Raw genomic sequence first — 24,525 nt, 5'->3', positions numbered from 1 at the left:
CCCCGGCTTTTCAAGGCCCCGCTTGTCCTGCGGAGTTCCGGGTTCAGCTGCCGGCGCGACGTTCCTCAACTCGCGAGATCTTGTGGCCCGTCGGCGAGTAGGGTGCGCCTGTAGACGCGATGGGGCGCCCGGCCACCTCTTTTGGCCGCGCGCCTCATCGTGTTTGGACTTCAGCTGTTGCTGGTCTTCATCCTCTCGCAGACGGCGTCGAAGACCCGTGAGTCCTTGTCGTCGACGAAGGCGGCCAGGAGGTGGGTCAGGACCTCGTTCCGAGGGATGCGTGGGCGGTCAAGCCTGTTTGCGAGCGCCAGGGAGCGCCGGTCGACGTCCCGCTTGAGTTCGGCTGGCAGGCCCGTCGACGGCTTGGGGCCCGGTGGCGTCGCTCCCTCTATGGCTCCGGCGAGGGACTGGGCGATGACGTTGACGTCGTCCTCATCGCTCAGTGCGAGGTCTCCGGGGAACAGCTTCACGGTTTCACGTAGCCGTTTGGCCGTGATCTTGTCTGCGCCAGCGGCCTGGACGACCATCTCGTACACGCCGACCGCGGCCTTGAGGCCGTGCTGTTTGAAGAACGGTACGAGCTCGCGTACTTGCCCCTCGGGAGCCTTGTGGCCGCGGACGGTGAGCACTTCACCGAGTTCCCAGCCGTCCCGAAGCTGACTGCACCGGGAGCGGCTGATCCCGTACTCGGTCTCCGACCACTCTTCGATGGTCTTGTAGCAGCGCTCCGGCTCCAGCTTGTGTGGGATCACACGGAACAGGCGACCGGTGGCGACCGTGTCAAGGGACTTGCCCGCGACCCACGTCGCCGTGGACAGCAGCTCGATGCCGGCCACGCAGGCGGCAAGGCGTTCCTGCTCGTCTGCGGTGAGGTCGCCGGCGCCTGCCGGGTCGACGGGGTCGGGGATCTTATCGAGGCCGGGTCGGGCGGCGGTGACAGCTGCGGTGATTCGTTCGGCGAGGGCTTGCTCGCTCAGTGCCTGGCGCTCTTCTTCGACGCGCTCAGCGGTCTTGGTAAGGCTGGTGGCGGCGTCCGTGGACGCCTCGTCGTCGTCCCAGCCGTCCAGGTCGAAGTCCTTGTCGCTCACGCGGCGGTCACCAGCTTGGCGTTGGAGGCGATCGTACGGAAGAAGCCGGCGGTGTCGGTCTTGGGCCGGTAGAACACGACAGGCAGTCCCTTGTTGCGGGATTCCTTGAGATCAGCGGACCGGACGGGGATCTCCCCCAGGAGCGGGATTCGCGGGTGGTTGCGTAGCTGCTTGTAGACGGCGGAGTCGAAGTCGCCCATGGGCTTCATGACACGGCCGATGACCATGCCGAGGATGTCCAGGTCGTCGACCGGGCGCCCCATGGCGGTCATGATCTTCTTGTGCTGGGCGACCTGCATCTTGACGGCCTTCATCGCCCACTCGTCGACGTCGACCATGATGATTGCGGCCGTCGCAGCGGCGGTCTGCGAATCGGTGTCCGTGTCCAGAGCTGGGCGCATGTCGAGCAGGATGTCGTCGTACTCGCCCTGGAAGTGCCCCAGCATCCGGGCGTAGAACTGGTTGGCCGATCCCGTCTCCCGAAGCCGGGAGGGCAGGAAGGCCATGTCCATGCTGGCAGGCAGGACGTCGATGTTCTCCACGCGGGTCTTGGCGACCAGCTCGTGAGGGTCGGACATGTCGATGACGACGGTGGCCTGCGTGGGACCCTTGTCATCGTCCAGCATGGGGACCTTGAAAGAGCTCGTAGCGTTGCCCTGGGGGTCGCAGTCGCAGAGCAGGACGCGCCGTCCGTGTTCTGCGAGCGCTCCGGCTAGGTTGATCGTGGTGGTGGTCTTTCCGACGCCACCTTTCTGGTTACACATGGCGATGATGCGGGTCAGCTCGGGCCTACTGATGCGAGGCGCGGGAAGCCCGCGGGTCCCGGCGAGCGAGTCCGGTGTGGTTTCGGTCATGGCAGGGACGATATCCAGGACGCCACCCCTCTCCACCCAGCACACCCGCATTTACTCACTCCCGACCAAGATCATTCTTCTACAATTGTGGAAGAATGATCTTGGTCGGGAGTGAGTGCGGCGGGTGCAGGTGTCCCGCTCGCAGGGCACTCACCAAGGTCGCAGCACGTCCCGTGAACACAAAAGGGACCCACCTCTGGGCGAGTTGATCGCCGGGCCTGGGGCCTCGTATGAAATAGGGCGGTTCAGCCGACCGGGGCCCCACGGAGAACACGTCAAGCTGACTGCCCAGGAACACAAAAGGCCCGTACCCCTGCGAGTTCGCAGCGGTACGGGCCTTCTTGGTGTGGCGAGCAACCCTGATCAAGGCGCCCAGGTTGCTGGCACTGCTCCGTGGTCGGGGTTGGGGAGGCCGACTGCGGTTGCCGGCGCGGCCGGATGGCGCATCGCGGTGACCGGGACGGCCCCGGGTTCGGTCTCGGGCGCCCAGACCACGCGCCAGGTGTCTTCCCACTCGCAGCCGCACGGGTGGTCCGGATGCGGGTGCCGTAAGAAGACGCCGTGCGCGAGGACCGCGCGCGCGATGCGGTGGATGGACACCGAGGGGTCGTCACCGGGGTAGAGGTGAAGGCTGGGCCAGCCGTGGACTCGGTCCATGTACGCGGCTGCGGCCTCGATGGCGCGTGCCCACCGGTGGTGACCGAGGACGACGAAGCTGTCCGGGTAAAGGGCGTCGTCGTTCGGTGCTCCGACGCCGGCGACGTACAGCCCGCCGTAGGCGATGAATCCGTTGTCGACCGCGTCTTCACTGCTGGGGGTCCAAATGCCTTCGGCGGGGACCGTCGTGCCGTCGTCGGCTTCGCTGGTTTCGATCTCGTACAGGGTGGTGGTCATGCGGCTCTCCTACTGGACCTGGGCGAGAGCGTCCGTCAGGAGTACGACGGGGTCGTGGTCGTACGGGTCGCGGTACTTCGCACGGGCGCTGATGTCGAAGGGCTCGAGCGTCGCGGTGACCGTGAACTCGGGGATGATGGCGGCCATCTGAGCCGCCAGTTCGGTGGTGAGGCGGCCTGTGTCGTGTTCGGCCTGCCCGGTCTGGTTGTAGGGCCCGAGGCGGAGCAGCGTGTATGTGGTGCCGTCGCGGTAGCAGGCTTCGACGTGTACGGCGTAGTGCGCGGCCGACATGCCGACGTCATCGGGCAGATCCAGGCCCGCCGCGGCGTGGGTGAGTGGTGTGAGGGCCGGGTTCCACAATCCGAGGATCTTGTCCGTCTCGCAGCGCAGCCAGCCCTTGCCGGTGTAGCCGAGCTGGTGGCCGTGGAGGTAGGCCGCGGCGTGCGGGGTGTCGGGGTGGACCAGAGAGACGGCGATCAGGTCGGGGCCGTGATCGTCGCCCGGGCGGGGGTGGGCCCTTTCCATGAACGGTCCGACGCGCACGGCGATGTCCTGGTAGAGGCCGGGCGTCCAGGTCTCCATGTCGCGCAGTGCGGCGAGCAGCGCGCGGAACTGGTCGACGGCGGCCTGGTCTTCGGGGCTGAGGGCGCCGGGTGCGTGGCCGCATCGGCTGAAGCGACGCTTCATCGGGCGGGCTCCTGTTCGTGGTTGGGGTTGATCCAGGGGAGGGCGAGGCCGTCGTCGGCGGTGCGGGGAACAAGGTGGCCGTGCAGGTGGAGCACGGTCTGTGTCGCGTCCGGGCCGCAGGAGGTGAGGTAGTTCCACTGGCCGCCCAGCTCCTGGGCGAGCTCGGCGGCACGCAGTTGGACGGTGGCGGAGACGACAGGGTCGGTCGTGAAGTCCGCGACATGACCGTGCGGCAGGACCAGGACGTGGCCGTCGGTGCAGCCGCCGCTGCGGGGCTTGATCGCGAGGGCGTCGGCCCATTCCCGGACGATCGTGGCCGGGGCGCCGTCGTGGATGATCCGGCAGAACGGGCAGTCGGGGCGCGGGTGTTTGCGGGGGACCGGTGGCCGGTTGATGTGGTGGTGGGTGACCGTGACGGTGGCGCCGGCCTCCTGCATGCGCCGTCCGATCGCGTCGGCGATGGCGGGTGCCCGGTGGCGGCCGTACCAGCAGTTGACCAGGAGCTGGACCGGTCGGCCGTTGGCGGCGGCGCGCAGCGCGGTGAGTTCGTGTACGGCGTCGGCGATGATGCGGGCCGCGCCGGGGGTGCCCAGGACGTAGTCGCGTACGCCCTGGTCCTGTCCGGTCTGGCGGGCGACGGTGTCGGCGAGGGCCGGGTCGTCCGGCGGGTTGAGCAGCTGATTGGTCAGGTTGATGCCGAGGACGGCGGCACGGTAGCGGGGCGGGGGAGTGTCCTGCCAGCGTGCGCCGAAGGAGTCGATGAACACGTCGGGGTGGGTCACGGAGTCTCCAGGCTCGTGCGGCCGGCCGTATGGGGCCGCCGCGCGAAGGGTGGGGGCGGGTCAGCGGGTGGCGAGGGCTTCGCTGTCGTGGCGGTGGTCATCAGCTGCGGGGCTCGGGGTGTCGTCGACGGGCCACTTATGCAGGCAGGCGGGTGAGGGGCAGACGTGTACGCGCTGCCCACTCACGCGGTCGTAGTCGAGTCCGCGGCTGGGGCGCCCGCAGGCCGGGCAGTGTTCGACGGAACCGAGGTCCTGGGTGCGGCCGTCCTGGGCGTACATCCAGGTGACGGGGAGGGCTCCGGGGGTGTCCTCGGTTGCCCTGCGGATCTGCCATTCGGTGCGGGTGGGGTAGGCGACGCACCGTGCCCAGCCGCGTTTGATGCTGTCGGCGAGGGCGTGCCCGTCGAACGGGCGCAGGCGCTGGCCGCAGGTGTGGCGGTAGTAGGCGCTCGTGGCGGCCAGGACCTCCCGCATGGGCGGGTGGGCGCTGAAGAGCAGGTCGCCGTCTTCCCCGATCTCCGTGACGAGCAGGCCCCGGTGGGTGAAGGAGACGTCGTCGCCGGACGGGATGAAAGCCGCCCGGTCCATGTCGTAGTCGGCTTCGGGGATCGTGGCCGTGCCCCAGATCCCGATGCCGTCCAGGGCGGTGTCGAGCTGGTGGCGGGCTCCGTCGATGACCGGCTCGGTGCCCAGGGCGTGCGCCCATGCCGCGATCGCGGCTGTGTCGTGTTCATCGACGCGCAGGATCAGGCTGTGCTGGGGGCGGCCGGGCTCGGGGGAGATGCTGCTGGAGATCGCGAACCCGGCCAGCGGAAGGTCGGGGTGGTTCTCCAGGAGGCGCCTGCCGACGGCGATCTGCCCGCTCTCGCGGGATGCGTACCGCTCCAGCTGCGCCAGCAGCTGCTGGGCTCGCTCCGGTAACGGTGGGCTGATGGGCATCCGGGGCTCCTTGAAGAGATGAAAGAGGGGGAGCGCCGCGCCCGCAGGATGGCGGGCACGGCGCTCCGGGTGGTGTGGCCAGTGGTGTCGGTGATGCGTGCTCAGACGGTCGTGCGTGTGCGGGCGATGGTGTCGGCGAGGTGCAGCAGGGCCGCGGTGTTGCCGTGGACGGCGTTCGCGATCTCTTCGACCTGTGCGTTGTTGAGGCGGTCGGCGTCGAGGCCGTCGATCGCGCGGATCGCCTCACGGAGGTAGTCGCGGCGCGGGGCGGGGAAGGTCGGGGTCTCGCGGCGGGCGGCGGCGACGTCGGCGAGCGAGTGCAGCAGACGGACGCGTCCGAACGTGGGGTCATGGTCCTCCCAGTCGGCGGTGTGGAGTTCAACCTGCTTGTCGTCCTCGCTCCAGGCCGCGCGCACCTCGTAGTAGGCGTACGGCTCCACCTCGGGCTGGGTCAGCCGGGCGGGCCGCAGGGTGCCGCGGTCGTCAACGCCTGCGGCCTCGATCGGCTCGATGCCGAGGTCGGCGAGGCGGGCGTTGATCAGATCGGCGTAGCGCTGGGCGCGATGCAGGAGTTGCGCGACGGTGCCGATCTGCTGCTCCTGGTGGGCGGCTTCGGCAGCGGCAAGCCAGTCCGGTACGACGGTCTGGTCGGCGGCGGGCGGGGTCATCGGCTGTTCTCCTCAAGCGTGTTGGGGTGGTTCGGGGTCCGGGTCCGGTCGCCGGAAGGAGCGGGCGGGGCGTGGACGGTGGTGGCGAGGAAGGCGGCCAGGGCGCGGGGCTGGTCGGTGGTGTCGAGCGTCCACAGCCGGATGGGCATCCGGCCGACGGCCGTGTCGATGTAGGTCATCCGCCACCACAGCCACTGCGGCATGCCGGCCTCGTGGGGCTCGGTGGTGCCGTAAGCGCTCGCGCCGGTGATGTGGGCGGTCGTGTTCAGGGCCTGCGCCCAGGCCTTGAGGGCGGGCCTGCCCGCGACCTGGATCAGGGCGGCCGGTCCGAGGCCGCGTACGTGGGCGACGTCCACCGACAGGGCGGGGAGGTCGGGGTGCGCGGCGAGCAGGGCGTCGGCCGCGTTGGAGGCCGCGCAGTAGGGGCTCGGGTGAGGGATGGTCATGGGTTCCTCGGGTGGGGGCTGTCGGTCGGAGCGTTGCGGGTGAGGCCTCGGAAGGGCCGGACGACGATCGATCCGTCGGTGCGGCGGATCGCCACGTTGCGTGGCCCGGCGGAGGGTCGACGGCCGGGCCACTGGAAAAGCAGCCAGCCGCCGGTGACGTCGGGTGCGCGGCGGGCGCAATACGCGGTGAGCACGGTGACGGGCTGGCCGCGCTCGATGTACGTCCGGCCGGTCATCCCGCTCACCGGGCGGGGAAGGCGTCGTGGTGCCGGCCGTCCAGGAGGCGTCCTGCCTGCGTCTTGCCCACGCGGCGCATGCGGAGCGTGTCCTGCTGGGCGGGTGCTTCCCCCTCCGTCCATGTCCGGCCCTGGGCGTCGATGAGGGCGACACGGCCGCGGTCGTGTCCGTGGTCCTCGGGTGCGTGCTGCCCCCACTGTTTGAAGAAGAACGGCACCCCGGCCATTTCGCACTGATCACGCAGGTGGCGGGCCCACTGCGGGTGCATGGGGCGTGCCCGGGGTCCACTCTCTCCTCCTGCGATCACCCAGTCGATGCCGTGGAGACCCCTCTCGCAGCATCCGCTGGCGTGGACGAAGGAGGTGGTGAGACCGTGACCGCGCTCGCTGCCCATGGTGATGACCGCCTGTTTGAGGTCGACGGGCCCCAGCAGCGGTTCGCAGGAGAGGAACCGCACGGCGGCCGGGGTCTCCAGCAGGGCGGGGATCCGGATGTCGGCCCATGTCTGGTCTTCGACCGAGACGCCCAACCACAGGTTGGGCAGCGGCTGTCCGCCCAGCATGGCGCCGACGGCGAGCCAGTCCTCCTGACAGCCGGTGAAGTGCTCCCGGCCCTGCTCCGCCACGAGATGCCAGAACGCCGGACGGGACAGCAGCGACTTCATACGGCCGTGCCGCTTGGTGAGGACCTGGTACGTGTGCTGCGGGGTGAGGGCCATGACGGCGAACACCTGGGCGATGTAGTGGTCGGGGATGTCGGTGTGGAACAGGTCGGACATGCTGTTGAGGAAGACGCGGCGCGGGGTGCGCCACGTCATCGGCAGCCTCAGCCGGTCCGGCCGGAGCGTGATGTCGAAGCCGTTCTCGAAGTGGTGGCCGGCGGTGCCGCGCCACCGTTCGGCGAAGGTTTCCGCGTAGCAGTTCGTGCAGCCATCGGAGATCTTCGTGCAGCCGGTGACCGGGTTCCAGGTGGATCCCGGCGTCCCGTCCTCGGACCGCGTCCATTCGATCGACGTGTTCTCAGCCACGGTCGTCCTCGTCGTCCACGGGGTGGGTGTAGCGGATGGGCTTGCCGTGGCTGAGGGCGTAGCCGATCTCGCGGCGGGTGCTGTCGCCGATGTAGCCGCCGGGGTTGACCACGAGGACCTCGTCGGCGAGGTCGATCTTCCGCAGGTGCAGGTCGTCCAGGACCTTCTTGAGGCGGTCGGCCTGGACGGGGTCGGCCCACAGGGGGTGGGGCTCCTTGAGGTTGCAGCCGGGCGCGAGGACGATCCGGCCGGCCGCGGTCTCGTACAGGTTGGCCTCTTGGAACTTCTCCCAGTACCTGGTGGATCCGCACAGCACAACGACCTTCGGACGGCGGGCGGCCTGCCGGTCGCGTGCGTATCCGTCGGTGCCGAGGGCGGTGAGGCGGTGGACGGTCTTCCAGAATGCGCGGGCAGTCATGCGATTCCTTGTCTCTGAGATGTGGGTTCTGATGTGCCGGGACAGGTGGTGCTGCGGGGCGGCCGGAGCGGTGTCGACGGCCGCCCCACAGGCAGGTTGGCGCCCGTGGTCCGGGCGGAGTGGTTCAGCCGCTGATGCTGGTGAGGCGGATCGGCATGAGCAGGCCCCGGAACGTGTCGGCCTGCTCGGGGGCGTGCAGCAGGACGGGCTTGGTCGGGGTGGTGAAGCTGAACTGGGTGAAGGGCGCGTCGATCTGCTGGAGGGTCCTGAGCAGAAGCCCGGGGTTGAAGGCGATGGTCAACGGGTCGCCTTCGAGGTCGGCGTGGACCTGGTCGCGGCCGCGGCCCTTGTCGTCGGTTCCGGCGCGCACGGTGATCTGCCCGTCGGCGACTTCGAGGAGCATCGGGTCGGCTTTGCCCAGCAGCGGCTGGATGTGCTTGATGGCGTCGATCAGGTCCTCGGTGCCGGTGGTGGCGACGGCCTCGAACTCGGTGGGGAACAGGGCGGCGTACTTGGGGAGTTCGCCTTCGATGAGGCTGCTGGTGGCCCACCGGCCGGGGACGCTGATGGCGAACTGGCCGTCGGTGATGGTGAGTTCCGCCGTGTCGGCGTCGGCGAGGATGCGGGCTGCGTCGCGCACGGCGTCGGCCGGTACGAGCGTGTTGCCCGCGACGCGGGGCTTGTTCTTGCCCTTGCCCTTGGGGTCCGGGTTGGGGGTCCACGGCAGGTCGGCAACGTGGAACGCGTACCGGTCGGTCGCGGACAGCGTGAGCGTGGTGTCGCTGAGGCTGACCTGGACGCCGGTCAGGTTCGCGAGGGTTTCGTCGGTACTGGCAGCCGCGGCGACCCGAGCGCCGGCGGCGGCCAGGAGCGCGCCGTCGACCGTGCCGCTCGTGGCGGAGATCGTCGGCAGGGTCGGGTAGTCGTTCAGCGGCAGGGTCGGCAGCAGGATGTGCGCGCTGCCGCAGGACAGGGCGAGGTCGGTGCCGTCCAGGGCCAGCGTGGTGGGCTTGCCCTTGGGGAAGGCCTTGACGATGTCGGTGAAGACGCGGCCGGGGACCAGGAGCGTGCCGGGCTCGGACACCTCGCAGTCCTCGCGGGCGCGGGCGGAGCGGTAGTAGTCGTACCCGGCCAGGGTCAGGGTGTTGTCGGCGGCGGCTTCGAGCCGCATGCCGGCCATGACCGGCGTGGGCGGGTTGCCGGGGACGGCGCGCAGCGCCCACTGGGTGGCGTCGGCGAGCTTGTCGGTGTCGATGGTGAGTTTCATCAGGGCCTTCGGTCTCGGCTGCGGAGGTGAAAGGGCCCGGGTGGGCCGCCTCGAGGTGGAGGCGGCCCACCCGGGCCGGTGAATGCTGATGGGCCGCGTGAGGGCGGTCTACTGGTCGCTGTCGTCGATGCCGGTGACGGGGATGTCGCCGAACATGTCGTCCAGGGCTCGGGTGACCGCGAGGCGGTCCTCCGGCCGGGTGGCATCGAGGACGGCCTGGGTGAGTTCGATCAGGTCCAGGCCGTCGAACAGGTCGGTCAGCTCCGCGATGGTCTGTCGGTCCACGACGGTGCCCTCGGGTCGCTGGCTGCGCAGGTAGCAGATCAGGGCGTCGACATGGTCGGCGAGTTGGTGGGCCAGAGCCGGGCTGATGTCGAGGATGTACGCGTGCTCCGGGGCTGAGCTGAGGAAGCCGTTGGGACTGATCTGGATGCCGATGGTCCGCCCGGGCGCGTTGCGCGTGAGTTCGTACAGGGCTTCGCCCAGCGCCTGGATCGCCCGGGCCCTCTCGTCGGGCTCTTCGGTCTCCGGGGCGTCATCGTCCTCGCCCTCTTCCCGCAGGAGTTCCTCCAGTTCCAGTTCCGTCTGGGACAGGACTTCGAGCTCGTCGGCGTCCAGCCGGATGTGACCGTCGGCGGTGTCGGGGAGGGTGAGGTGGCCGGTGACGCGCAGCAGGTCGCCGGTCTGGCACTCGGTCAGCAGCGTGTGCGCGAGGTCCGGGTTGCTGGTGACGCAGGGGATGACCGCTTCCTGTTCCTCCGTGCAGCCGTCGGGGGAGGAGGTCAGCCGCCAGGCGGCGGTACCAATGCCGGTACCGGGGACCGGAACACGGTCCAGGTAGCCGGTGAGCACGTACACAAGGGGTTCCATCAGCGTGCCGCCGCCTTCCTGCGTCCGGTGCGGCCGGCGGCCTGGCGCTGCAGGGCGCGGGGCAGGGAGCCGATGGACTTGCGGTGCCGGGCTCGTGCGCGGGCCTGGACACGAGCGTCGGCGAGGCTGCACCCGTCGCACGACTCGGTGCCGGCGGCCTCGTGGCAGCGGTGGCCTTCCACGGTGCCGTGCGGGGCGGTGATGTGGTGGGCGGCGGCCAGCGAGTACAGGGTGTCGCCGGTGACACCGGTGCGCTGGGTGATGCTGCGTTCGCTGAGACCGTCGCGCAGCAGGACCAGCGCCACGGCCTGGTCGGCCGTGAGCGGGGTGAGCGTGGCGGGCATGGCGTCGGTCGCCATGGGGCGAGTCCTTCCGGAGTCCAGATGATCCAAGGGCGCGGGCCGTCGCGGCGACGGGACACGTGAGGAGGCCTGCGAGGGTGCGGGTGGGGCTGTTCGAGAACGGCACGACGTGGGGCGTCCGGGCCAGGCCGCTTTGGACAGCGCGGTCTTGACGTGCGGGGCGCTCAACTTCCGCAGAGCACGCTGTTTGAGGATCTGGACCGCGTGGGCGTTGCGGTCCATACGGCGGCCTATCTCGTCAAACGGCAGGTCGTGCCAGTAGCGCAGCCACAGGCACTCCCACTGATCGGATGTCAGATCACCGAGGGCTTCACGGAGTTCGGCAAGGACCTCGGCCCGAACCATGTGCTCGGTGACCTGTTCGCCGACATCGCCGACGGCCACGTCCTGGTCGTACATGTCGCCGGTCGTGACCTCCCGCCGGTGCCGGGAGCTCTTGTAGTGATCGAGCAGCAGGTTGCGGGCGATCGTGGCCAGCCAGGCTCCGAAGTCCCGGCCGCGCCAGGTGAACGTGTCGATGCGGTCCAGTGCCCGGACGAACACGTCGGCGGTCAGGTCCTCGCTCAGGGGCCGGTCGTGGGTGCGGCGCCACAGGTAGGTGTAGATCTGCGGCCGGTAGCGGGCGTACAGGAGGCCGAACGCCTCGCGGTCGCCGCCGCAGGCCCGGTCGACGATGGCGGCCACCGGCTCCTCCGCCTGGGAGGTCGACCGCGTCGTCGTGTCGATGACGGTCATGCGCCGCCCCCCGCGTTCGCGGCGGCGAGCCGGCCGCGCAGGTACGGATTCGCGTCGCCGATCCGCCGCAGCAGCTTCGGCGTGGGCTTCCACAGGCGCTGGGTACCGCGGGCCGGGACGGGCGTGGTCAGCCGCTGCACCCGAGCCAGCTCCCAGTGGAAGCAGCCCTCTTGGGACCAGGGCGTGCACGCGCCGTCGTCGGCGTGGATGCCGGCGAGGTCGGCGATGGCGACGACCGCCCCGCGCACCAGCTCGTAGTCGGCGTCCAGCGTCTGCCGTACGGCGGGCAGGGCCAGGGCGCGGGTGTCGACCTCGGATCCGGCGTGGATGAGCAGGGTGCCGCGCCACCGGGTGGACCACACCCTGTTCTCGATGCGCTTGGCGACCTGGTCGTCCTCGATGGCGATCAGGTCCGACCAGGGCGGCCGGATGGTCATGCACCGGATCGGGGTGAGGTCGTGGTCCGCCACGGTGTGGGGCCGTTGGGAGACCGCGGCGAGCGCCTCGTAGTTGGTGCGCTGCTGCTGGGGGGTCAGCGGCAGCGCTCCGGCCGGGGTGCGGGTGCGGAAGTAGGTGCCGGTGGGGACGGCTTCGAGGGACAGCCGGGCCAGCAGCGCGGTGTCCGCGACGGGGGCGAGGGTCATCGCGGGTCCTTGGGGGCGACGGGGTGGGCGGTGGTGCCCGTGCGTCCGAGGCGCCTGCCGTTGACGGTCGGCTCGCAGGCGTGCTTCGGGGTAGCGATGCGGTACAGGCCGGTGCCCTCCCGCTTGTGCTCGTACATCGCGCCCTCCGCGCCGCGCAGCACGTACGTGTAGTCACGCGAGTGCAGGTCGCTGGGGCTGGACGCGCCGATGGACACCGCGACGTCGACCGCCTGCCCGTCGACGTCGACGGGCTGGTGCAGCAGGTGGTGCAGCTGCTCCAGGCGCTGGGCGCGGTCGGCGGCGGGGCAGGTGAGGGCGGCGGCGAGCTCGTCACCGTGCAGGCGCGCGGCGATGCCGTCGTCGCCGACCCACTGCTGAAGCCGTTCGGCGACGGCGATGATCAGCGTGTTGCCGACGTCGTGCCCGAGGGTGTCGTTGACGGCCTTGAAGTCGACGAGGTCCAGGAACACGAGCAGCGACTCGTCACCGTGGCAGTTCAGGACACCGGTGGCGTGTTGGACGTAGCCGGGGCGGGCGTGCAGGCCGGTGAGCTGATCACGGTGGGCCCGCTCCAGGAGCCGGGCGGTCTCCGCCAGGCGATGACGCTCGGCAGCCAGGCGCCGGTTCAGCGTCACGACGTGCACAGCCCATCCGGCCAGCGGAAGGACGGCTGTGGTCAGGAAGAGTGCGCGCTGACCGTTTCCGGCGTGCGCGCGCAGGACGGAGTCCATACTTGGGATCTCCCTCTCGTCTCGTACGGGATGGGTTGGGCCCGGGACAGTCGACGAAGCCGGCAAGCAGAGCGGCTGTCCCGGGGCGGAGCTACAGGTCGAAGTCGCTGACGCGGAGCCAGCTGTAGGGGCTGTTCCAGCGGCCGGCCGTGGCGGCGGGCCAGTCGGGCTCCCAGCCAGGCCGGTAGCCGCGGGCTCCCCAGCCGTCCGGCCGCTTGGCGGGGATCGCGAGTCCGGCCTCCTGTGCGGCGCGTGCCGCTTCGTAGACCTCGTGCGCGATCCGTACGGCTGAAGAGCGGCTGTCGGCGGGGCCGGTGAAGACGTGCACCCCGCTCAGGGCGGGCTGGGCGGGATGCCTGATCGGGACGTCGACCTCGTAGAAGGGCAGGGGCATGACGTCCAACTCCTCTCGTTGCTGGTGTGCCTAAGGGGCCACTGCGGCCGTCCCGGTCCGGCGGACTGCCGGGGCGGGAGGGTCCCAGAGAGCGCTCAGACCGAGCCGGTGAGGGAATCGGCTGTGCAAGTACCGGCCGTCGGGCCCGGCTCCCCGCACATGGAGGAGTCGGGCCCGACGGCCGGAGGAGCAGGGTCAGCGGATGGCTTCGAGGGCGCTCCGCAGATTGGTGCGCGCCCGCGCCAGCAGCTCACGCCGGTCCTCCCGGGGGCCGTTCAGCGCCTCGGTGAGGTGAACGACGGCATCGTCCAGGTCCCCGCCGGCGGGGTTGAGGACGTCACGGACGCCTGCGACCAGGTCGATGAACTCGTTCGGTGTCGGGTCGTGTGGTGCGTCCTCGGAGAGGAGGGCGGCGAGCTCCCGGCTGAAGCAGGCGCTGAGCGCGGCGAACGTGTTCTTGGCGGGCTGGGCGGAAACGGCCACAAGGCCTCCTTGGTAGTCACTCTGGAGGGTGAGGGGCCGCCGGGGCCCGGCGGCCGTGTGCACGGGTGCTGCTCGGTCGTCGGTGTGCAGGGTCAGTCGCCGACCATGCCGCGGTACTCCTGCGTCATCTCCCAGACGATCGGGGAGAGGAGTTTGTCGGCCTTGCGGAGGAACACGGTGCGCTCGGTGTCGTCGGTCGCGTGGTGGGCCTCGGAGAGGTAGGTCGCGGCGGTCTCCACGTCCTCGTGACCGTTGATGCCGGCCATCGAGAAGTTGCGGGCCGCGGTGCCGAGTTGATCGGCGAGGGTGCCGATGTCGGCAGCCTGGTCCTTGTCCTTCTCTGCGGCGTAGGCGATGTCTTCGGCGTAGTTGCGGATGATGTCGGCGGCGGTGATCGCGGTGGTGGGCATTGCGGTTCTCCTACTCGGTGGCTCGGGCCGTCGCGTTCGACGGCGAAGAGTCGGGCTGCGGGGTGTTCGTGCTCGGTACGGCCGGGTCCGGGAGCGACTGTGTGCCGTCTCCCGTGTGCTGCTGCCGGTCGGCAAGGGCCAGGAACTCGAATCCGAGGGCGGGCGCGGACAGGATCGTGCGGAGGATCGAGACCAGGCCGTCGCGTTCGATGGGGTTGAGGCGGTCCCAGAGGGCGTGGGCGTCGGCGTGGACGCCGACGGCCTGGAGGTAGGCCTCTTCCGTGGTGACGGTGGACTCGGCTCCGCACCGGCCGCACCGGTAGGTGGCCTGGTCCCAGCCGGAAGCGGATCCGGGGGTGGGCTCGGTGGTCATCCGCGGACCTCGTGCAGTGCCTGCGCGGCGTGTTCGTCGGCTTCCTGGTCGACGTCGTCGAAGCCGCCGTGGACGGTGCAGACGATGTCCTCGTGGGTGTCCAGCTCGCCGGTGAGCGCGCGGTGGAGGCAGGTGATGCTGAAGGCCGGCGCCCACGCGTAGCCGCCGCACTCGGGGTCGAACGGGCAGGGCACCATGACGTCGAAGCCGAGGTCGCCTTCGCCGTCGACGTCCGTGCGCAGGGCGAGGGTGAGGTACTGCTGGCCGAGGCGGATCTCCGCGACCCGGTCGCCGGCCGCGACGTCGGAGCCGTCCTTCCACCGCCACATGGGAAGGATCTCCGGGCCGAAGACGCGCAGGGGCAGGAACAGATCACCCAGGCCGTCACCGCCGTCCAGTCCGAGGTCGGCCCTGCGTGCCTCACTCAGGCCGCGCAGGTACGGCTCCAGCCGGTACAGGGATTCGGCGAACACGATGGTGTTGAAGCCCTCGGTGGCCAGCCCCTGGTGGGCGTGGGTCATGGCCTTGTGCTGGGTGCGGACGGTGTCCTCGGGCACGCGCCGGTTGTCCGGGCGGCCCTCCTGCCGGGCGAGGCACAGCGGGAGCGGTGTCGCGAGGATGACCGCGATGGTCGGCATCCCGTGCCGCTTTGCGGCCATGACCAGGTCGACACGTACCGGCTGTTCGAGATTGGTCGCGTCGATCACCGTGTTCAGCTTCCGGGCCATCCGGCGTTCCAGGATGAGCTTGAGGACGTCGGCGGCGTCGCCTGTGGAGTCCTGGCAGCCGGGGTCGTCGCTGACAACGCCGCGCAGGCCATCGAGCGAGAGGACCTGGGAGGCGGGCCAGGTGCCGGCCAGCGTCGACTTCCCCGCTCCGGAGGCGCCGATCAGCACGATCAGGGCGTTGTCCGGCAGCTCCGGGTACTGCGGCATCGGTACGGTCATGTGGAATCTCCTTGCGGGTCAAGGGAGTTGGCAGCCCAGATGAGGCGCTGCCCGGCGTTGTCGGTGAGCAGGGCGGCGGCCTCGTACAACGGGCACGAGGCGTCACCGTCGCGGTCGGGCTCGATCTGCTCGGCTCGCTTCGCGGCGGCAGTGAGCAGCTGCGCGACAGCGGCCAGGAATCCGCCGGGCGGGTCGGTGTCCTCGCTCAACTCGCGCAGGATCGCGGCGAGTTCGAGGGCGGCGACGTCGTCGGCGGTGAGGTCGTCCTGGATCTGCTGAAGGGCCAGAGAGGCGATGCCGACCGAGGCGCGGACGCGTTCCAGACGTGTGCGGGTCGCTGCGGGCGCCGTCACAGCGCGAGGCTGGTGGCGGCCAGCGCGAGCAGGGCCAGCGCGGCGAGGGACAGGTCGACCGCGCGCCGCAGGTGGGTGAACTTCCGTACGGCGATGGCGGACAGGACGCGGATGCGGGCTGCGCGGGTGTCGCCGTCCATGCAGGCGCGGATCTCGTCGTCGTCCAGGCGTGCCCAGTACGGGAAGGACGCCCGGTCATTGCCGCCCAAGCGGGGCCTGACGACCAGGAGCAGCAGCACGGCGGCCACGCCCAGGGCGAGGACGGCGAGCGCGCCGAACACCTTCGTCACGGGCGGCAGGTCGTGGTCGGCGACGGACGCGAGGCCGGCGAGGACGGCGCCGTTGAAGGCGAGAAGTAAGGAGGACTTGTTGTCCGTGCGTCCGATCTCGGTGACGACGGCGGCGTAGGCGGTGTCCAGGTTCATGTCGATGAGGGAGACGGTGTCGGTGAGGGCCGTCATGGGCGGGTTCTCCTTGCCGGAACGTGAGGTGGGGCGGCCCACGTGATGTGCAGACCGCCCGAGAGGGGAGTGGGGACGGCTGGTGCGGTTCGCGCGCATCAGCCGCTGTTGGGCTGTCACGGCCGGGTGTCGCCCCAGGCGCCCAGGCGGTGCCGACTGCCGCAGTCGGGGCGGTCGCTGTGGTGCGGGAAGCGGCCGCCGGTGGCACGCAGGTCGTTGAGGACCTCGAGTAGGTCCCACTCGCCGTCCAGGGCGGTGTCGACGTAGCCGTTTCCGCAGGTGCAGGGCGCGATGAGGGTGAGGACGTCGCGCTCCTGATCGCCGTCGGTGGTGTGGTGCAGCCACCAGCCGCCGTCCAGGTAGGCAACGGCGCACGGCTCCAGTCCGGCCTCCGGCAGGGCGGGCCAGCCGGTCCAGTCGTCTTCGTCCACGGCCTTGCCGAGCGTGTCGGGGTAGTGGCTCCAGACGTGGTGCAGGGCAGCGGTCTTGGCGTCCTCGCGCTGTTCGTCCTCGCCCTGCGTACCGATCTCCAGGGCGATGTCGAAGAGCACGGCGAGCGGCGAGTCCGCGCCGACCACGACGGCTGGCGAGGTGAGGGTCTCGGTCACGTGCAGCTCCTTCGGGTGTTCCGGGCGACCGGGCTGTCCGGTCCTCCGCGCCGTCCCCAGCCAGCGCAGGAGGCTGACCGGAGGCGGCACGGGGATCCGTCAGAACGGGGGTTCGTCCGACCAGGGGTCCCGGTCGGGCAGGAGTCGGAGGGTTCGGGCGGGGCGGTCCCAGCACCAGCACAGCTCGCCGCCCGGGTAGAGGTCCTCGGACCACCAGCCGCCCGCGCCCCTGCAGTCGGGGCAGTTCGGGCGGGGCCGGGGGGAGAGTCGGATGCTGTGCCGGGAGACGGTCAGCTCCCAGGCGCCGGCCTTGAGAGCGACGACGGCCGCCGTGACGGTGAGCGGTACGGCGGCCGCGAGCAGCAGGACGGTTCGGGAACACATCTGGTCAGGACCGGTCGAAGGGCTGGACGGTGAAACGGGTGCCCTGACCGGGGCTGGCGGGCGTCGCGGTGAGGAAGCCGGGGTCGGCCTGCGCGATATCGGCCAGCAGCGCCTTGATCCAGTCGGTGGGGCGCGTGGAGATCGACGCGGATCGCGTCGAATTGGGAGAGGCGCACCGGGTGCGGGACCGTGCCGTAGCGGTGTCCCCACAGCCGGGTGCGGATCATGTCGGCGGCCTCGATGTCGTCGGGCCGGACGGGCACGCCGCGCGGCATCGCCCGGCATACGGCCGCGTGGGCGTTGGCGGCCTTGGCGGCGTCCGTCTCGGACATCGGGTTGTTCGCGGCGTTCTTCACGGCACGGTGGGCGCAGCCGAGGCACGCGACGGCGTACTTGGCGGTGCCGCGCCCGACGTCGGCGGTGTAGACGAGAACGGTCCCGCCCCCCAGGGCGCGGTAGCGCTGGACGACGACCGTGCCGTCCGGTGTCCAGTCCGCCGGGTCGGGCATGCCGGTACGGCGGGTGAACAGGCTGCTGATGGTCATGAGTGACGTCTCCTTGGAGCGGTTCGTTGGTCAGGCAGCCCTCAGTGCCGAGGACCGGGGCAATGAGGCGGGCGCGGGTTACGCAGCGGCCGTGGCGTCGTCCGTCGGCAGCTCCATGCGGATCAGGCTGTCGGCGGTGCGTGGGATGCCCAGGCGGTCCTGCTCACGGATCGCGTCGTCCGGGGCGCTGAACGCGGCGCACGGCCGCCCGCCGCGCATGAGGACGTACACGCTGGCCAGCGGCTCGCGCGGGGTAATCCACGGTGTGGCGGCGTCCACGGCGAGCGTGGTGGTGCTCCAGGATGCGCCGAGCCATTCGTCGTCGAAGTCCTGTCGGGAGGGCTCCCATCCGTCGGGGGAAGCGCCTTGCCTCTGGGCGGCCGCCCTGGCGTCTTCCACGGTGGTGTGGACGGACTGACGTCGCCCGAAGCGGTACAGGAGGGTCACCGTCTGCGGCTCGGTCAGCTCGCGCATCGCCTCCAGCCCGCTGCGGCCTTCGGCCGTGTCGGCGGTGCGGAACTGGTCGGCGTGGGCGAGCAGGACGCGGGCGGCGTGGTAGCCGGCCGCCGCGGGCGAGAGGGCGGTGGCCAGCAGCGCGGCGATCTCGTCACCGGCCCGGTAGAGGCTGTCGAGCTTGCTGCGGAGCTTCGCGATCGTCCCGTCACGCTCCTCCAGGAGCTGCTCCAGGTTGAAGCTCTTCTGCTCGAAGTCGTCCGCCCGACCGCTTTCCTGGGCGAGTTCGCCTGCCAGTCCGGGGACACGCTGGGCGGTCTCCACCGCCTGCTCGTACGTACGGCGGGTGGAGCGGCGGATGATGCTGAACACGGGCTTTCCCCCTTTTGGTGGGTGGAGTGACCGGGGTGTTCCGGCTCCCCGTCACCGCCCGGACCGCCGGGCGGCGGGACGGGCGGATCAGGCAGCCGTCCACGCTCGGGACGCTGGCCGGTCAGGCGGCGAGCAGGTGAGTGCCCGGGGCCGGGGACATGACGGTGTCGGGGCTGGGCTCGATGCCCAACTCGCAGGGATCGCAGCGACCTTGGGTGCGCAGAGGGAGACAGGCGTAGTACCGATTCCGGCACTCGGGACACGTCTGCCTCGCTGCCATCGCCCGGTCCAGCGCCAGTTCCTGCGCCAGGGTCGGGACACGCTTGGGGACCGCGAGGTCGATGCGGTACAGCCACCCCCACCGGGTCCCGCCCCGGCAGATGAGCCGGGCGACAGGATCGTGGCCTCCGGGACTCAGACCCAGCGCCCGCAGCTGACGCCGGGTGGCGAGCCCTTCCCTCGGGACGGGGCCCTTCCCTCGTATCGCGGCGCGCACGGCCACGGCGCCAGGGGCTTGGAGGTTGCGGAACTCCGGGAAGCCGCCGTCGTCGTAGAGGTCGACGTCGACGAGGGCGACGTCCTCTTTGACGAGACTGTCCATCACCCCCTCCAGGCGCCGGGCAGCCGGGCGGGGCGGTGCGGGTAGCGGGGGCCGGGACGCTGTGGGCGGGGTCGGCCGATCCGGCGGCGCGGTCGGGGGATGAGCACGGGCAGGTCCTCCAGACGTCGGTGGGCAGCAGGCAGCACGCCCCGCCGGCGCGGGGTTGGTCGGCGGGGCGCGGGGTGGTGCTGGCGGCCGGTCGGCCTGTCCGGGCCTCGCCCGCCGCACCGGAGTAGGTGGGCGGGCGAGGACCAGGCGGAGCGACCGGAGTTCGGGGGAGGGCAGCGGCGGACTTTGGGTCCGCGGCTGTCACCGCCCGGTCGTCGTGGCCGACGGGCTCGGGGAGGGGGTGGCGGGCTGGCCGTCCGCACTGGTGTGGGAGCCGAGCACGATCGCCAGGACGGCCGCGGCGGCCAGCGCGAGGCGCTTGAGCAGCGACATCTTCTTCTTGGCCGGGGTGGCGTCCTGCGCGGGGATGAACCAGCCGTACACCGGCTGCGGGGTCTGGGTGTTCTTCGGCATGACGAATCTCCTTGCGTGCTCTGGGGACAGGGACGGTGGTGCTGGCGGCCGGTCGGCCTGTCCGGTGCTCGCCCACCGCGCCGGGGCGGGTGGGCGAGGACCAGGCGGATCGACCGGAGGTCAGTCCCGGAAGGGGCAGCCGTTGTTCGGGGGGTTGTTGTCGGCGGGCGCGGCCGGGACCGGGACCGGGACGTGAACGGCGACGTGGATCTCGGGCCGGACGCTGACCTTGGCCGGACGTCCGGCGCGGGCACGGCGGCGGCGCAGGGTCAGGCCGCGCATCGCGAACGCGGACAGGAACGTCCAGGCGAGAACGGCGAAGGCGACCGCGATGGGGCGGCTGGTGTCCGGGGTGGCCGTCCAGACCATCCACGCGGTGGCCGCGCCGTGTGCCGCCCATGTCGCGCGCACGCCGTTGTTCTTGGAGAGGCAGCCGAGGACCAGGGCGACGATGCCGGTGAGCAGCCACAGCGTGTAGACGGTGGAGGCTGCGACGGGCAGGCCGGCGGAGCGCTGCGCGATGTACGTGCGGACCGGCTGGTCGACGACGGCGAACACGCCGCTGGAGGTGTCGACGCCGACCTGCACCGTGGGCACGGCGGTGAGCAGCTGCTGCAGCGCGTCCAGGACGACTTCGCCAGCGGCCTTGGTCAGCAGTACGACGAAGGAGGTCCCGGCCACCATCAGGACGGCGCGGAGCCAGGGGGCCATGTGCCGGAAGCCGACCTCGGGGGCGCGGAGCACGTCCTCCCACATGTTGTGCAGGACGCCGTCGTCCTGCCACGCGGTGTCCCACCAGGCGCGCAGCGTGGCGAACCGCGGCTGCTTGGGCGGCGCCTTCGGGAAGGGCACCGGGAGGTAGGTGAGCTCCTGGCGGTTCTGGCCGGGGGTGTGGTCGTGGGAGGGCACGGGGCAACTCCAAGGTGTCGGTGGGGTGTTCGCGGAGCGTGCGAGTGGGCCCGCGCAGTGAGCGGCGGGCCGGAGGCGACTGCTGCGGTCGGCGGGCAGATCCGGGATGCCGAGGGCCGATGACCTGGCCGTGTCGGGATCGGCTGCGACTGGCCTCGAGGCCGGACGGCCTGTCCCGCACCCGAAGCCCGGCCCGTACGGCGGGGTGTCGGATGCGAGGCAGGGCAGCCGGTGTCAGCGGACGTCGTTGCGGGTGCGGGAGAACATCCCGCGCTGGTTGCTGGTGTTGTTGATCTCGGTGTTCTGGGTGACCGAGCCCTCGTACACGTTGTTGGTGACGGCGCTGCGGGCGCTGCTGATCGCGCCGCCGATCGCGGTGACGGCCATGGCGAAGCCCGCGAAGGGCAGGGTCACCATCAGCACGCCGTTGAGCGTGACCGAGGCGAGGCCCTTGAGGACCAGCCAGGCGCAGCAGCCGAGACCGACGGAACCGGCGCCGACACCGATGCTCGCGACGGCGATCCCGGCCGCCCAGGCGGGCACGATCCGCTTGTCGTCCTGACGGACGGGCGGGGCGTCGCCGTAGGCGGGCAGCGGGGTGTCGTCGCGGAACGACGTCGTCATGTGCCGTACGGGGGGCGTCTCCGGCCCGTAGAACGACCTGGCGATGATCCGCTCGGCTTCGGCCTCGGCTTCGTCGTCGGTCATCGGGCGGGCGATGTGGTCGAAGTTCACGGTGTTCTCCATCCGGGCAGATGTGGGGGCGCCCTCCCGGCCGTGGCGGCGGGGAGGGCGCAAGGGGTGGGGGAGTGGGGCGGGTTATCCGATGTGGCTGAGCATTCCGGCGAGGCTGCTGATGCCGCTGGTGATGGCGGGGGCGATGCCGGTGGAGGCGAGGGTGAAGCCGAACAGGACGGCGGCGAGGGCGGGCCAGACACGCAGGTAGCCGCTGCGGAGCAGGATCAGCACGGCGATTCCGGCGAGGACGACCAGGGAGACGGTCAGCGCCACGGTGGGCAACTCCTTCGGGAGGGCGGTGTAGATGACGGCGACACGGGGGCGCTCTCCCCGCCGTGTCGGCGGGGAGGGCGCAAGGGGTGCGGGAGCGGGGCGTCCCGCGGCGGGTCTCGGGACGCCTTTGATCACATGGGCAGGCTGATCAGGCCGGATGCGTCCTTCGGGGCGAGCTTTTCCTCGCCCCGAAGAGTGCTGACCGTGGTGCGCACGGAGCCGCGCTTCGCGTCCTTCCCGCCGTCCACATCGAGGGCCGCGAGGAGGTCCGCCTCCGACAGGGGGCCGGAGTCAAGTGCCGCGAGGATCCGCTCCTTGAGCGTCTTCGGCATCGCCGGCAGCGACTCGGGCTCACCTTCGTCGCCCCCGCCGTACTCCAGGCCGTCACCGCCCTCTGCCGCCTGGCCTCCCTGGCCGTCCTTGGGCGGCGGGTAGATCAGCTTCAGAGGCTGGCCCGGGGGCGGTGCGGACCCGTAGAGCTGGCGGATCACCGGGTCGAACCCCTCGTGCGGCGAGAGCGAGCCGATGAGGAAGAAGCGTGCCATCGACGACGGCCGGGCCGACGTCAGGTGGTAGCACATGCCCTGCGAGTTCGGCCTCTCCTTGCTGCGGTCGACGGGCGCGCCCCACCTCTGGATACGGCGGGCGGCACCGAGGATCTTCGGGATGGGCTGGAGGTTCTCCCCGGTGGGCAGCAGACCGTCGCCCACGAGCGAGGCCATCATCTGCGAGCTCCACCGAAGGAGGATGACCTCGCCCTCCTTCAGCATGGCCCTCAGCGTGTCGCTGCCTCCGAGCTCGTCAAGGTGCCCGGCCTGCGCGGCGAGCACGATGCCGATGCCGACGCTGCGCCCGGTCCGTCCGATTTCCTTGATCAGCCGTGCTGCTTCGGCCCGGAACGGGCTGCCCTTTTCGAGCAGGCGGTTGGCTTCGTCGATGACGACGTACTCGAGCGGGTCCGGGTTGTCGATCAGGAAGCCCGAGCGGCCCATGTCGGCGTACCGGTTGAACCGCTCTTCGGCCTTCGCGACGGCGGCCCGCAGCAGGCCCATCGCCTCTTTCAACGTCCGTACGTGCGTGGCGACGTTGCCCTTCGCCTCGGGTACGGACTGGCCACCCTTGAGGTCGGCGAGGTGTACGACGATCCCGTTGCGCTTGCAGGCGGCGAGGAACGCCTGAAGGGCGCGGCTCTTCCCGGCGCCGGTCGTGCCGAAGATGATGATGCGCTGGGCGTTGCCGGTCTCGGGGTCGTGGACCCGCATCCGCAGCGGTTCGCCGTCGTAGTACGAGCCGATCCGGATGCAGCCGTTCTCATCGAGCTGGAGGTCTTCGAGGGTGATCGCGCGCATCTTCGCGAGCGGGTTCACGGGGAAGACGCGGACGACGGCCTGGCGGCCGCGCCCCTGCTCGAAGATGACGCGGCTGGGGTCGTCGACCTCCAGGAGGTCGCACAGGGCGTCGTGGTCGGCGCCCTTCACACCTCCCGGCCGGGTGCGCAGCATGTACTCGCGCATCACCTCCTGCTTTTCCGCAACGTGCTTCTTCGCAAGAGCTGCCGGGGTCACGGGTTGAGCTCCTTCGACATGTCGTACTCGTTGATCTCGGTGAGGGTCACGCCGGGCAGCGCGGACCGGCCGATCTCCGCCCACACGTCCTCATCGCGCGCCGGGCCCGCCTCGGGCCTGGGGCCGATCAGCAGCATCGCGAATCCGGCGCCGCGCCCGGGAATCTCCTGCATCTCCAGCAGTTCCCCGGGCACGTTCATCAGGGCCGACAGGCGCTTGATCTTGATGTCGGGTACGGGCTCGCCCTTCTCGATCGCGGTCAGCGCGACGGCGACACGGCGCCCGTCCTCGATCGCCCGCACCGCGATCACACGAGTGCCCTCAGCGACGCCGTCCTTCTTCGCCGCGTTCAGGGCCCACCACCGGCCCGCCGGATCGTCGGGAATCGCGATGGCAACCTCGGCTCCGGCGCCCGCGCCGTCCTGGTCGGCCTCGGTGTCGTCGGGTTCGACGACGGGCTCGGGCCACTTCGCGACGCGCTTGGCGAGCTTCCCGGGACGCAGCCACCACACTCCGGCCGTCCACAGCACGGCGACGCCGCCCTGGACCAGGCGGCCCTCGGTCGCGTCCCACGCGAGCTCGGTGAAGAGGTTGGAGACGAGGACGGTGTGCGGCGTCAGGTAGATCGTGTAGACGATCGGCTTCTTCATCGGATGGGCCAGCTGGAACCGGGGCGACAGGAATGCCCCGCCCAGTCCGGCCGCGACCGTGGTGAGGATCGCGGGCAGGGTGCCGGCGTCGGTGAACAGCCCCGCCACCATGGCGCCACCGCCCGCGAGGGTCGCGAGCCGGCCGACGCCGCTGACCGCGGCCGAACCGGCACGGCGGGTGGTCTGGATGTACGTGCGCAGCGGCATCGCCGGCACTCCTTTCAGGTATGCGGAAGGCGCCCGGTCCTCGAGGACCGGGCGCCTTCGGGGGCGGATTGGGTCAGCGGTTGCTGTACCACTCGCGTTCGGCGACGTCGGCGGTGCCGGACTGCATGGCCTCGTTGACGTCGCCGTAGTCGTTCTCGTGGTCGCGGGCTGCGTTGTCGAACTCGGTCGACATCTCGGCTGCTTCAGCGGAGAGCGCGTCGGCGAGCGCGAGGGACTCGCGCATCGTGGCTGCCGCGTCGTGGTGCGAGGAGGTGACAGAGTCGTCGACGGCCAGCGACGCGGCGACGTCGGCGAGCCCGTCGACGGTCTGCGCGCAGTCCTCCACGTACGAGTACGCGCCCTTCACTGCCTGCGAGAGCAGCCGCATCGCGACCGCCGCGATCCCAAGACGGGCGATGACGAGCATGAACGTCAGGGCGTCCGCGATGACGTCGACGATCCGGCCCCCGTTCAGCGGGGTGAGCTCGCCGCCTTCGGCCGGTGCGTCCGAACCCTCGCCCGGGGCGGGCAGGTCGGACGCACCGGACGCGGTGACTTCCGCGCTGGTCTGTACGTTGGTCGGTTCGATCGCGCCGCCGCTCCCGGAGGCTTCGACTTCAGAACTCAT

35 protein-coding genes are annotated in these 24,525 nt (G+C 70.8%); 1 reads left to right on the top strand and 34 read right to left on the bottom strand.

Features of this window, described 5'->3' with window-relative positions:
* Positions 1-170 precede the first annotated feature (170 nt).
* The 25 genes from SSP08S_RS58525 to SSP08S_RS45865 all read right to left on the bottom strand — a co-directional run bounded on the left by SSP08S_RS58525 (position 171) and on the right by SSP08S_RS45865 (position 17,062).
* Positions 171-1,088 (bottom strand): hypothetical protein, encoded by a 918-nt coding sequence (locus SSP08S_RS58525; protein WP_019074416.1) that lies wholly within the window; start codon positions 1,086-1,088, stop codon positions 171-173.
* On the bottom strand, positions 1,085-1,942 hold the full coding sequence (locus tag SSP08S_RS45980) for a ParA family protein (RefSeq protein ID WP_019074415.1): 858 nt from the start codon (positions 1,940-1,942) through the stop codon (positions 1,085-1,087). The genes SSP08S_RS58525 and SSP08S_RS45980 overlap by 4 nt, the downstream gene beginning before the upstream one ends.
* 363 nt (positions 1,943-2,305) lie before the next feature.
* Complete coding sequence (locus SSP08S_RS45975; RefSeq protein WP_019074414.1) at positions 2,306-2,836, bottom strand: hypothetical protein; 531 nt, start codon at positions 2,834-2,836, stop codon at positions 2,306-2,308.
* 9 nt (positions 2,837-2,845) lie between these two features.
* The gene (locus tag SSP08S_RS45970; protein ID WP_019074413.1) at positions 2,846-3,523 is read right to left on the bottom strand and encodes a hypothetical protein; all 678 of its coding nucleotides are present in this window, start codon (positions 3,521-3,523) and stop codon (positions 2,846-2,848) included.
* Complete coding sequence (locus tag SSP08S_RS63910) at positions 3,520-4,305, bottom strand: HIT family protein (RefSeq protein ID WP_019074412.1); 786 nt, start codon at positions 4,303-4,305, stop codon at positions 3,520-3,522. The genes SSP08S_RS45970 and SSP08S_RS63910 overlap by 4 nt, the downstream gene beginning before the upstream one ends.
* A gap of 60 nt (positions 4,306-4,365) precedes the next feature.
* The gene (locus SSP08S_RS45960; RefSeq protein ID WP_019074411.1) at positions 4,366-5,244 is read right to left on the bottom strand and encodes a hypothetical protein; all 879 of its coding nucleotides are present in this window, start codon (positions 5,242-5,244) and stop codon (positions 4,366-4,368) included.
* Between the two features lie 101 nt (positions 5,245-5,345).
* A complete protein-coding gene (locus tag SSP08S_RS62940; protein WP_019074410.1) occupies positions 5,346-5,912 on the bottom strand; it encodes a hypothetical protein in 567 nt (188 codons plus the stop codon).
* The gene (locus tag SSP08S_RS45950; RefSeq protein WP_019074409.1) at positions 5,909-6,358 is read right to left on the bottom strand and encodes a hypothetical protein; all 450 of its coding nucleotides are present in this window, start codon (positions 6,356-6,358) and stop codon (positions 5,909-5,911) included. The genes SSP08S_RS62940 and SSP08S_RS45950 overlap by 4 nt, the downstream gene beginning before the upstream one ends.
* On the bottom strand, positions 6,355-6,594 hold the full coding sequence (locus SSP08S_RS45945) for a hypothetical protein (RefSeq protein ID WP_019074408.1): 240 nt from the start codon (positions 6,592-6,594) through the stop codon (positions 6,355-6,357). The genes SSP08S_RS45950 and SSP08S_RS45945 overlap by 4 nt, the downstream gene beginning before the upstream one ends.
* Before the next feature lie 5 nt (positions 6,595-6,599).
* Positions 6,600-7,622 (bottom strand): DUF5131 family protein, encoded by a 1,023-nt coding sequence (locus tag SSP08S_RS45940; protein ID WP_019074407.1) that lies wholly within the window; start codon positions 7,620-7,622, stop codon positions 6,600-6,602.
* Positions 7,615-8,040, bottom strand: a complete 426-nt coding sequence (locus tag SSP08S_RS57290) for a hypothetical protein (protein ID WP_019074406.1) — start codon at positions 8,038-8,040, stop codon at positions 7,615-7,617. The genes SSP08S_RS45940 and SSP08S_RS57290 overlap by 8 nt, the downstream gene beginning before the upstream one ends.
* 124 nt (positions 8,041-8,164) lie before the next feature.
* Positions 8,165-9,307, bottom strand: a complete 1,143-nt coding sequence (gene dnaN, locus SSP08S_RS45930) for a DNA polymerase III subunit beta (protein WP_019074405.1) — start codon at positions 9,305-9,307, stop codon at positions 8,165-8,167.
* Positions 9,308-9,415: 108 nt separating this feature from the next.
* Positions 9,416-10,177 (bottom strand): hypothetical protein, encoded by a 762-nt coding sequence (locus tag SSP08S_RS57285; protein ID WP_019074404.1) that lies wholly within the window; start codon positions 10,175-10,177, stop codon positions 9,416-9,418.
* Positions 10,177-11,274 (bottom strand): RNA polymerase sigma factor, encoded by a 1,098-nt coding sequence (locus SSP08S_RS58520; RefSeq protein WP_019074403.1) that lies wholly within the window; start codon positions 11,272-11,274, stop codon positions 10,177-10,179. Before SSP08S_RS58520 ends, SSP08S_RS57285 begins: the two co-directional genes overlap by 1 nt.
* Positions 11,271-11,918 carry an ASCH domain-containing protein gene (locus tag SSP08S_RS57270; protein WP_019074402.1) on the bottom strand — a complete coding sequence of 216 codons (648 nt, stop codon included), beginning with the start codon at positions 11,916-11,918 and terminating at the stop codon, positions 11,271-11,273. Before SSP08S_RS57270 ends, SSP08S_RS58520 begins: the two co-directional genes overlap by 4 nt.
* Positions 11,915-12,649 carry a GGDEF domain-containing protein gene (locus SSP08S_RS45910; RefSeq protein ID WP_019074401.1) on the bottom strand — a complete coding sequence of 245 codons (735 nt, stop codon included), beginning with the start codon at positions 12,647-12,649 and terminating at the stop codon, positions 11,915-11,917. The genes SSP08S_RS57270 and SSP08S_RS45910 overlap by 4 nt, the downstream gene beginning before the upstream one ends.
* Positions 12,650-12,740: 91 nt before the next feature.
* Entirely contained in the window at positions 12,741-13,043 is a 303-nt protein-coding gene (locus SSP08S_RS45905) for a hypothetical protein (protein ID WP_019074400.1), read from the bottom strand.
* Between the two features lie 195 nt (positions 13,044-13,238).
* Positions 13,239-13,526 carry a hypothetical protein gene (locus tag SSP08S_RS45900; RefSeq protein WP_019074399.1) on the bottom strand — a complete coding sequence of 96 codons (288 nt, stop codon included), beginning with the start codon at positions 13,524-13,526 and terminating at the stop codon, positions 13,239-13,241.
* Between the two features lie 92 nt (positions 13,527-13,618).
* Positions 13,619-13,936, bottom strand: a complete 318-nt coding sequence (locus tag SSP08S_RS45895; protein ID WP_019074398.1) for a hypothetical protein — start codon at positions 13,934-13,936, stop codon at positions 13,619-13,621.
* 10 nt (positions 13,937-13,946) lie between these two features.
* A complete protein-coding gene (locus tag SSP08S_RS57265; protein WP_019074397.1) occupies positions 13,947-14,309 on the bottom strand; it encodes a hypothetical protein in 363 nt (120 codons plus the stop codon).
* Complete coding sequence (locus SSP08S_RS45885) at positions 14,306-15,256, bottom strand: ATP-binding protein (RefSeq protein WP_019074396.1); 951 nt, start codon at positions 15,254-15,256, stop codon at positions 14,306-14,308. Before SSP08S_RS45885 ends, SSP08S_RS57265 begins: the two co-directional genes overlap by 4 nt.
* Positions 15,253-15,609: a hypothetical protein gene (locus tag SSP08S_RS62935; RefSeq protein ID WP_019074395.1), complete on the bottom strand. Its 357-nt coding sequence runs from the start codon at positions 15,607-15,609 to the stop codon at positions 15,253-15,255. Before SSP08S_RS62935 ends, SSP08S_RS45885 begins: the two co-directional genes overlap by 4 nt.
* Entirely contained in the window at positions 15,606-16,070 is a 465-nt protein-coding gene (locus SSP08S_RS45875; protein ID WP_019074394.1) for a Pycsar system effector family protein, read from the bottom strand. The genes SSP08S_RS62935 and SSP08S_RS45875 overlap by 4 nt, the downstream gene beginning before the upstream one ends.
* Positions 16,071-16,186: 116 nt before the next feature.
* Complete coding sequence (locus tag SSP08S_RS45870) at positions 16,187-16,678, bottom strand: hypothetical protein (RefSeq protein ID WP_019074393.1); 492 nt, start codon at positions 16,676-16,678, stop codon at positions 16,187-16,189.
* Between the two features lie 99 nt (positions 16,679-16,777).
* Positions 16,778-17,062 (bottom strand): hypothetical protein, encoded by a 285-nt coding sequence (locus tag SSP08S_RS45865; RefSeq protein ID WP_019074392.1) that lies wholly within the window; start codon positions 17,060-17,062, stop codon positions 16,778-16,780.
* A 225-nt stretch (positions 17,063-17,287) separates the two neighbouring features.
* Between SSP08S_RS45865 and SSP08S_RS45860 the strand changes: the two genes are divergently transcribed.
* A complete protein-coding gene (locus tag SSP08S_RS45860) occupies positions 17,288-17,488 on the top strand; it encodes a hypothetical protein (RefSeq protein ID WP_158697301.1) in 201 nt (66 codons plus the stop codon).
* A gap of 197 nt (positions 17,489-17,685) precedes the next feature.
* Here SSP08S_RS45860 and SSP08S_RS45855 read toward each other — a convergent pair whose 3' ends face one another.
* The 9 genes from SSP08S_RS45855 to SSP08S_RS45810 form a co-directional block, all read right to left on the bottom strand.
* Positions 17,686-18,432 (bottom strand): hypothetical protein, encoded by a 747-nt coding sequence (locus SSP08S_RS45855; RefSeq protein WP_019074390.1) that lies wholly within the window; start codon positions 18,430-18,432, stop codon positions 17,686-17,688.
* Positions 18,433-18,553: 121 nt separating this feature from the next.
* On the bottom strand, positions 18,554-19,033 hold the full coding sequence (locus tag SSP08S_RS45845; protein WP_019074388.1) for an RRQRL motif-containing zinc-binding protein: 480 nt from the start codon (positions 19,031-19,033) through the stop codon (positions 18,554-18,556).
* 309 nt (positions 19,034-19,342) lie between these two features.
* Entirely contained in the window at positions 19,343-19,555 is a 213-nt protein-coding gene (locus SSP08S_RS45840) for a hypothetical protein (RefSeq protein WP_019074387.1), read from the bottom strand.
* A 120-nt stretch (positions 19,556-19,675) separates the two neighbouring features.
* A complete protein-coding gene (locus tag SSP08S_RS45835; protein WP_019074386.1) occupies positions 19,676-20,464 on the bottom strand; it encodes a hypothetical protein in 789 nt (262 codons plus the stop codon).
* A gap of 234 nt (positions 20,465-20,698) precedes the next feature.
* Positions 20,699-21,211, bottom strand: coding sequence for a hypothetical protein (locus tag SSP08S_RS45830; protein WP_019074385.1), 513 nt, complete (start codon positions 21,209-21,211; stop codon positions 20,699-20,701).
* Positions 21,212-21,283: 72 nt separating this feature from the next.
* Positions 21,284-21,610 (bottom strand): hypothetical protein, encoded by a 327-nt coding sequence (locus tag SSP08S_RS64655; RefSeq protein ID WP_369407117.1) that lies wholly within the window; start codon positions 21,608-21,610, stop codon positions 21,284-21,286.
* Positions 21,607-23,040 (bottom strand): DNA/RNA helicase domain-containing protein, encoded by a 1,434-nt coding sequence (locus SSP08S_RS45820; protein ID WP_245608089.1) that lies wholly within the window; start codon positions 23,038-23,040, stop codon positions 21,607-21,609. Before SSP08S_RS45820 ends, SSP08S_RS64655 begins: the two co-directional genes overlap by 4 nt.
* Positions 23,037-23,897: a hypothetical protein gene (locus SSP08S_RS45815; RefSeq protein WP_019074382.1), complete on the bottom strand. Its 861-nt coding sequence runs from the start codon at positions 23,895-23,897 to the stop codon at positions 23,037-23,039. The genes SSP08S_RS45820 and SSP08S_RS45815 overlap by 4 nt, the downstream gene beginning before the upstream one ends.
* Positions 23,898-23,970: 73 nt before the next feature.
* A complete protein-coding gene (locus tag SSP08S_RS45810; protein WP_102133544.1) occupies positions 23,971-24,525 on the bottom strand; it encodes a hypothetical protein in 555 nt (184 codons plus the stop codon).

Source organism: Streptomyces hokutonensis (genome assembly GCF_000376565.1).
Classification (GTDB): Bacteria; Actinomycetota; Actinomycetes; order Streptomycetales; family Streptomycetaceae; genus Streptomyces; species Streptomyces hokutonensis.
The sequence above is the reverse complement of the archived record's forward strand: the minus strand, read 5'-3'. Positions and strand labels throughout refer to the sequence as shown.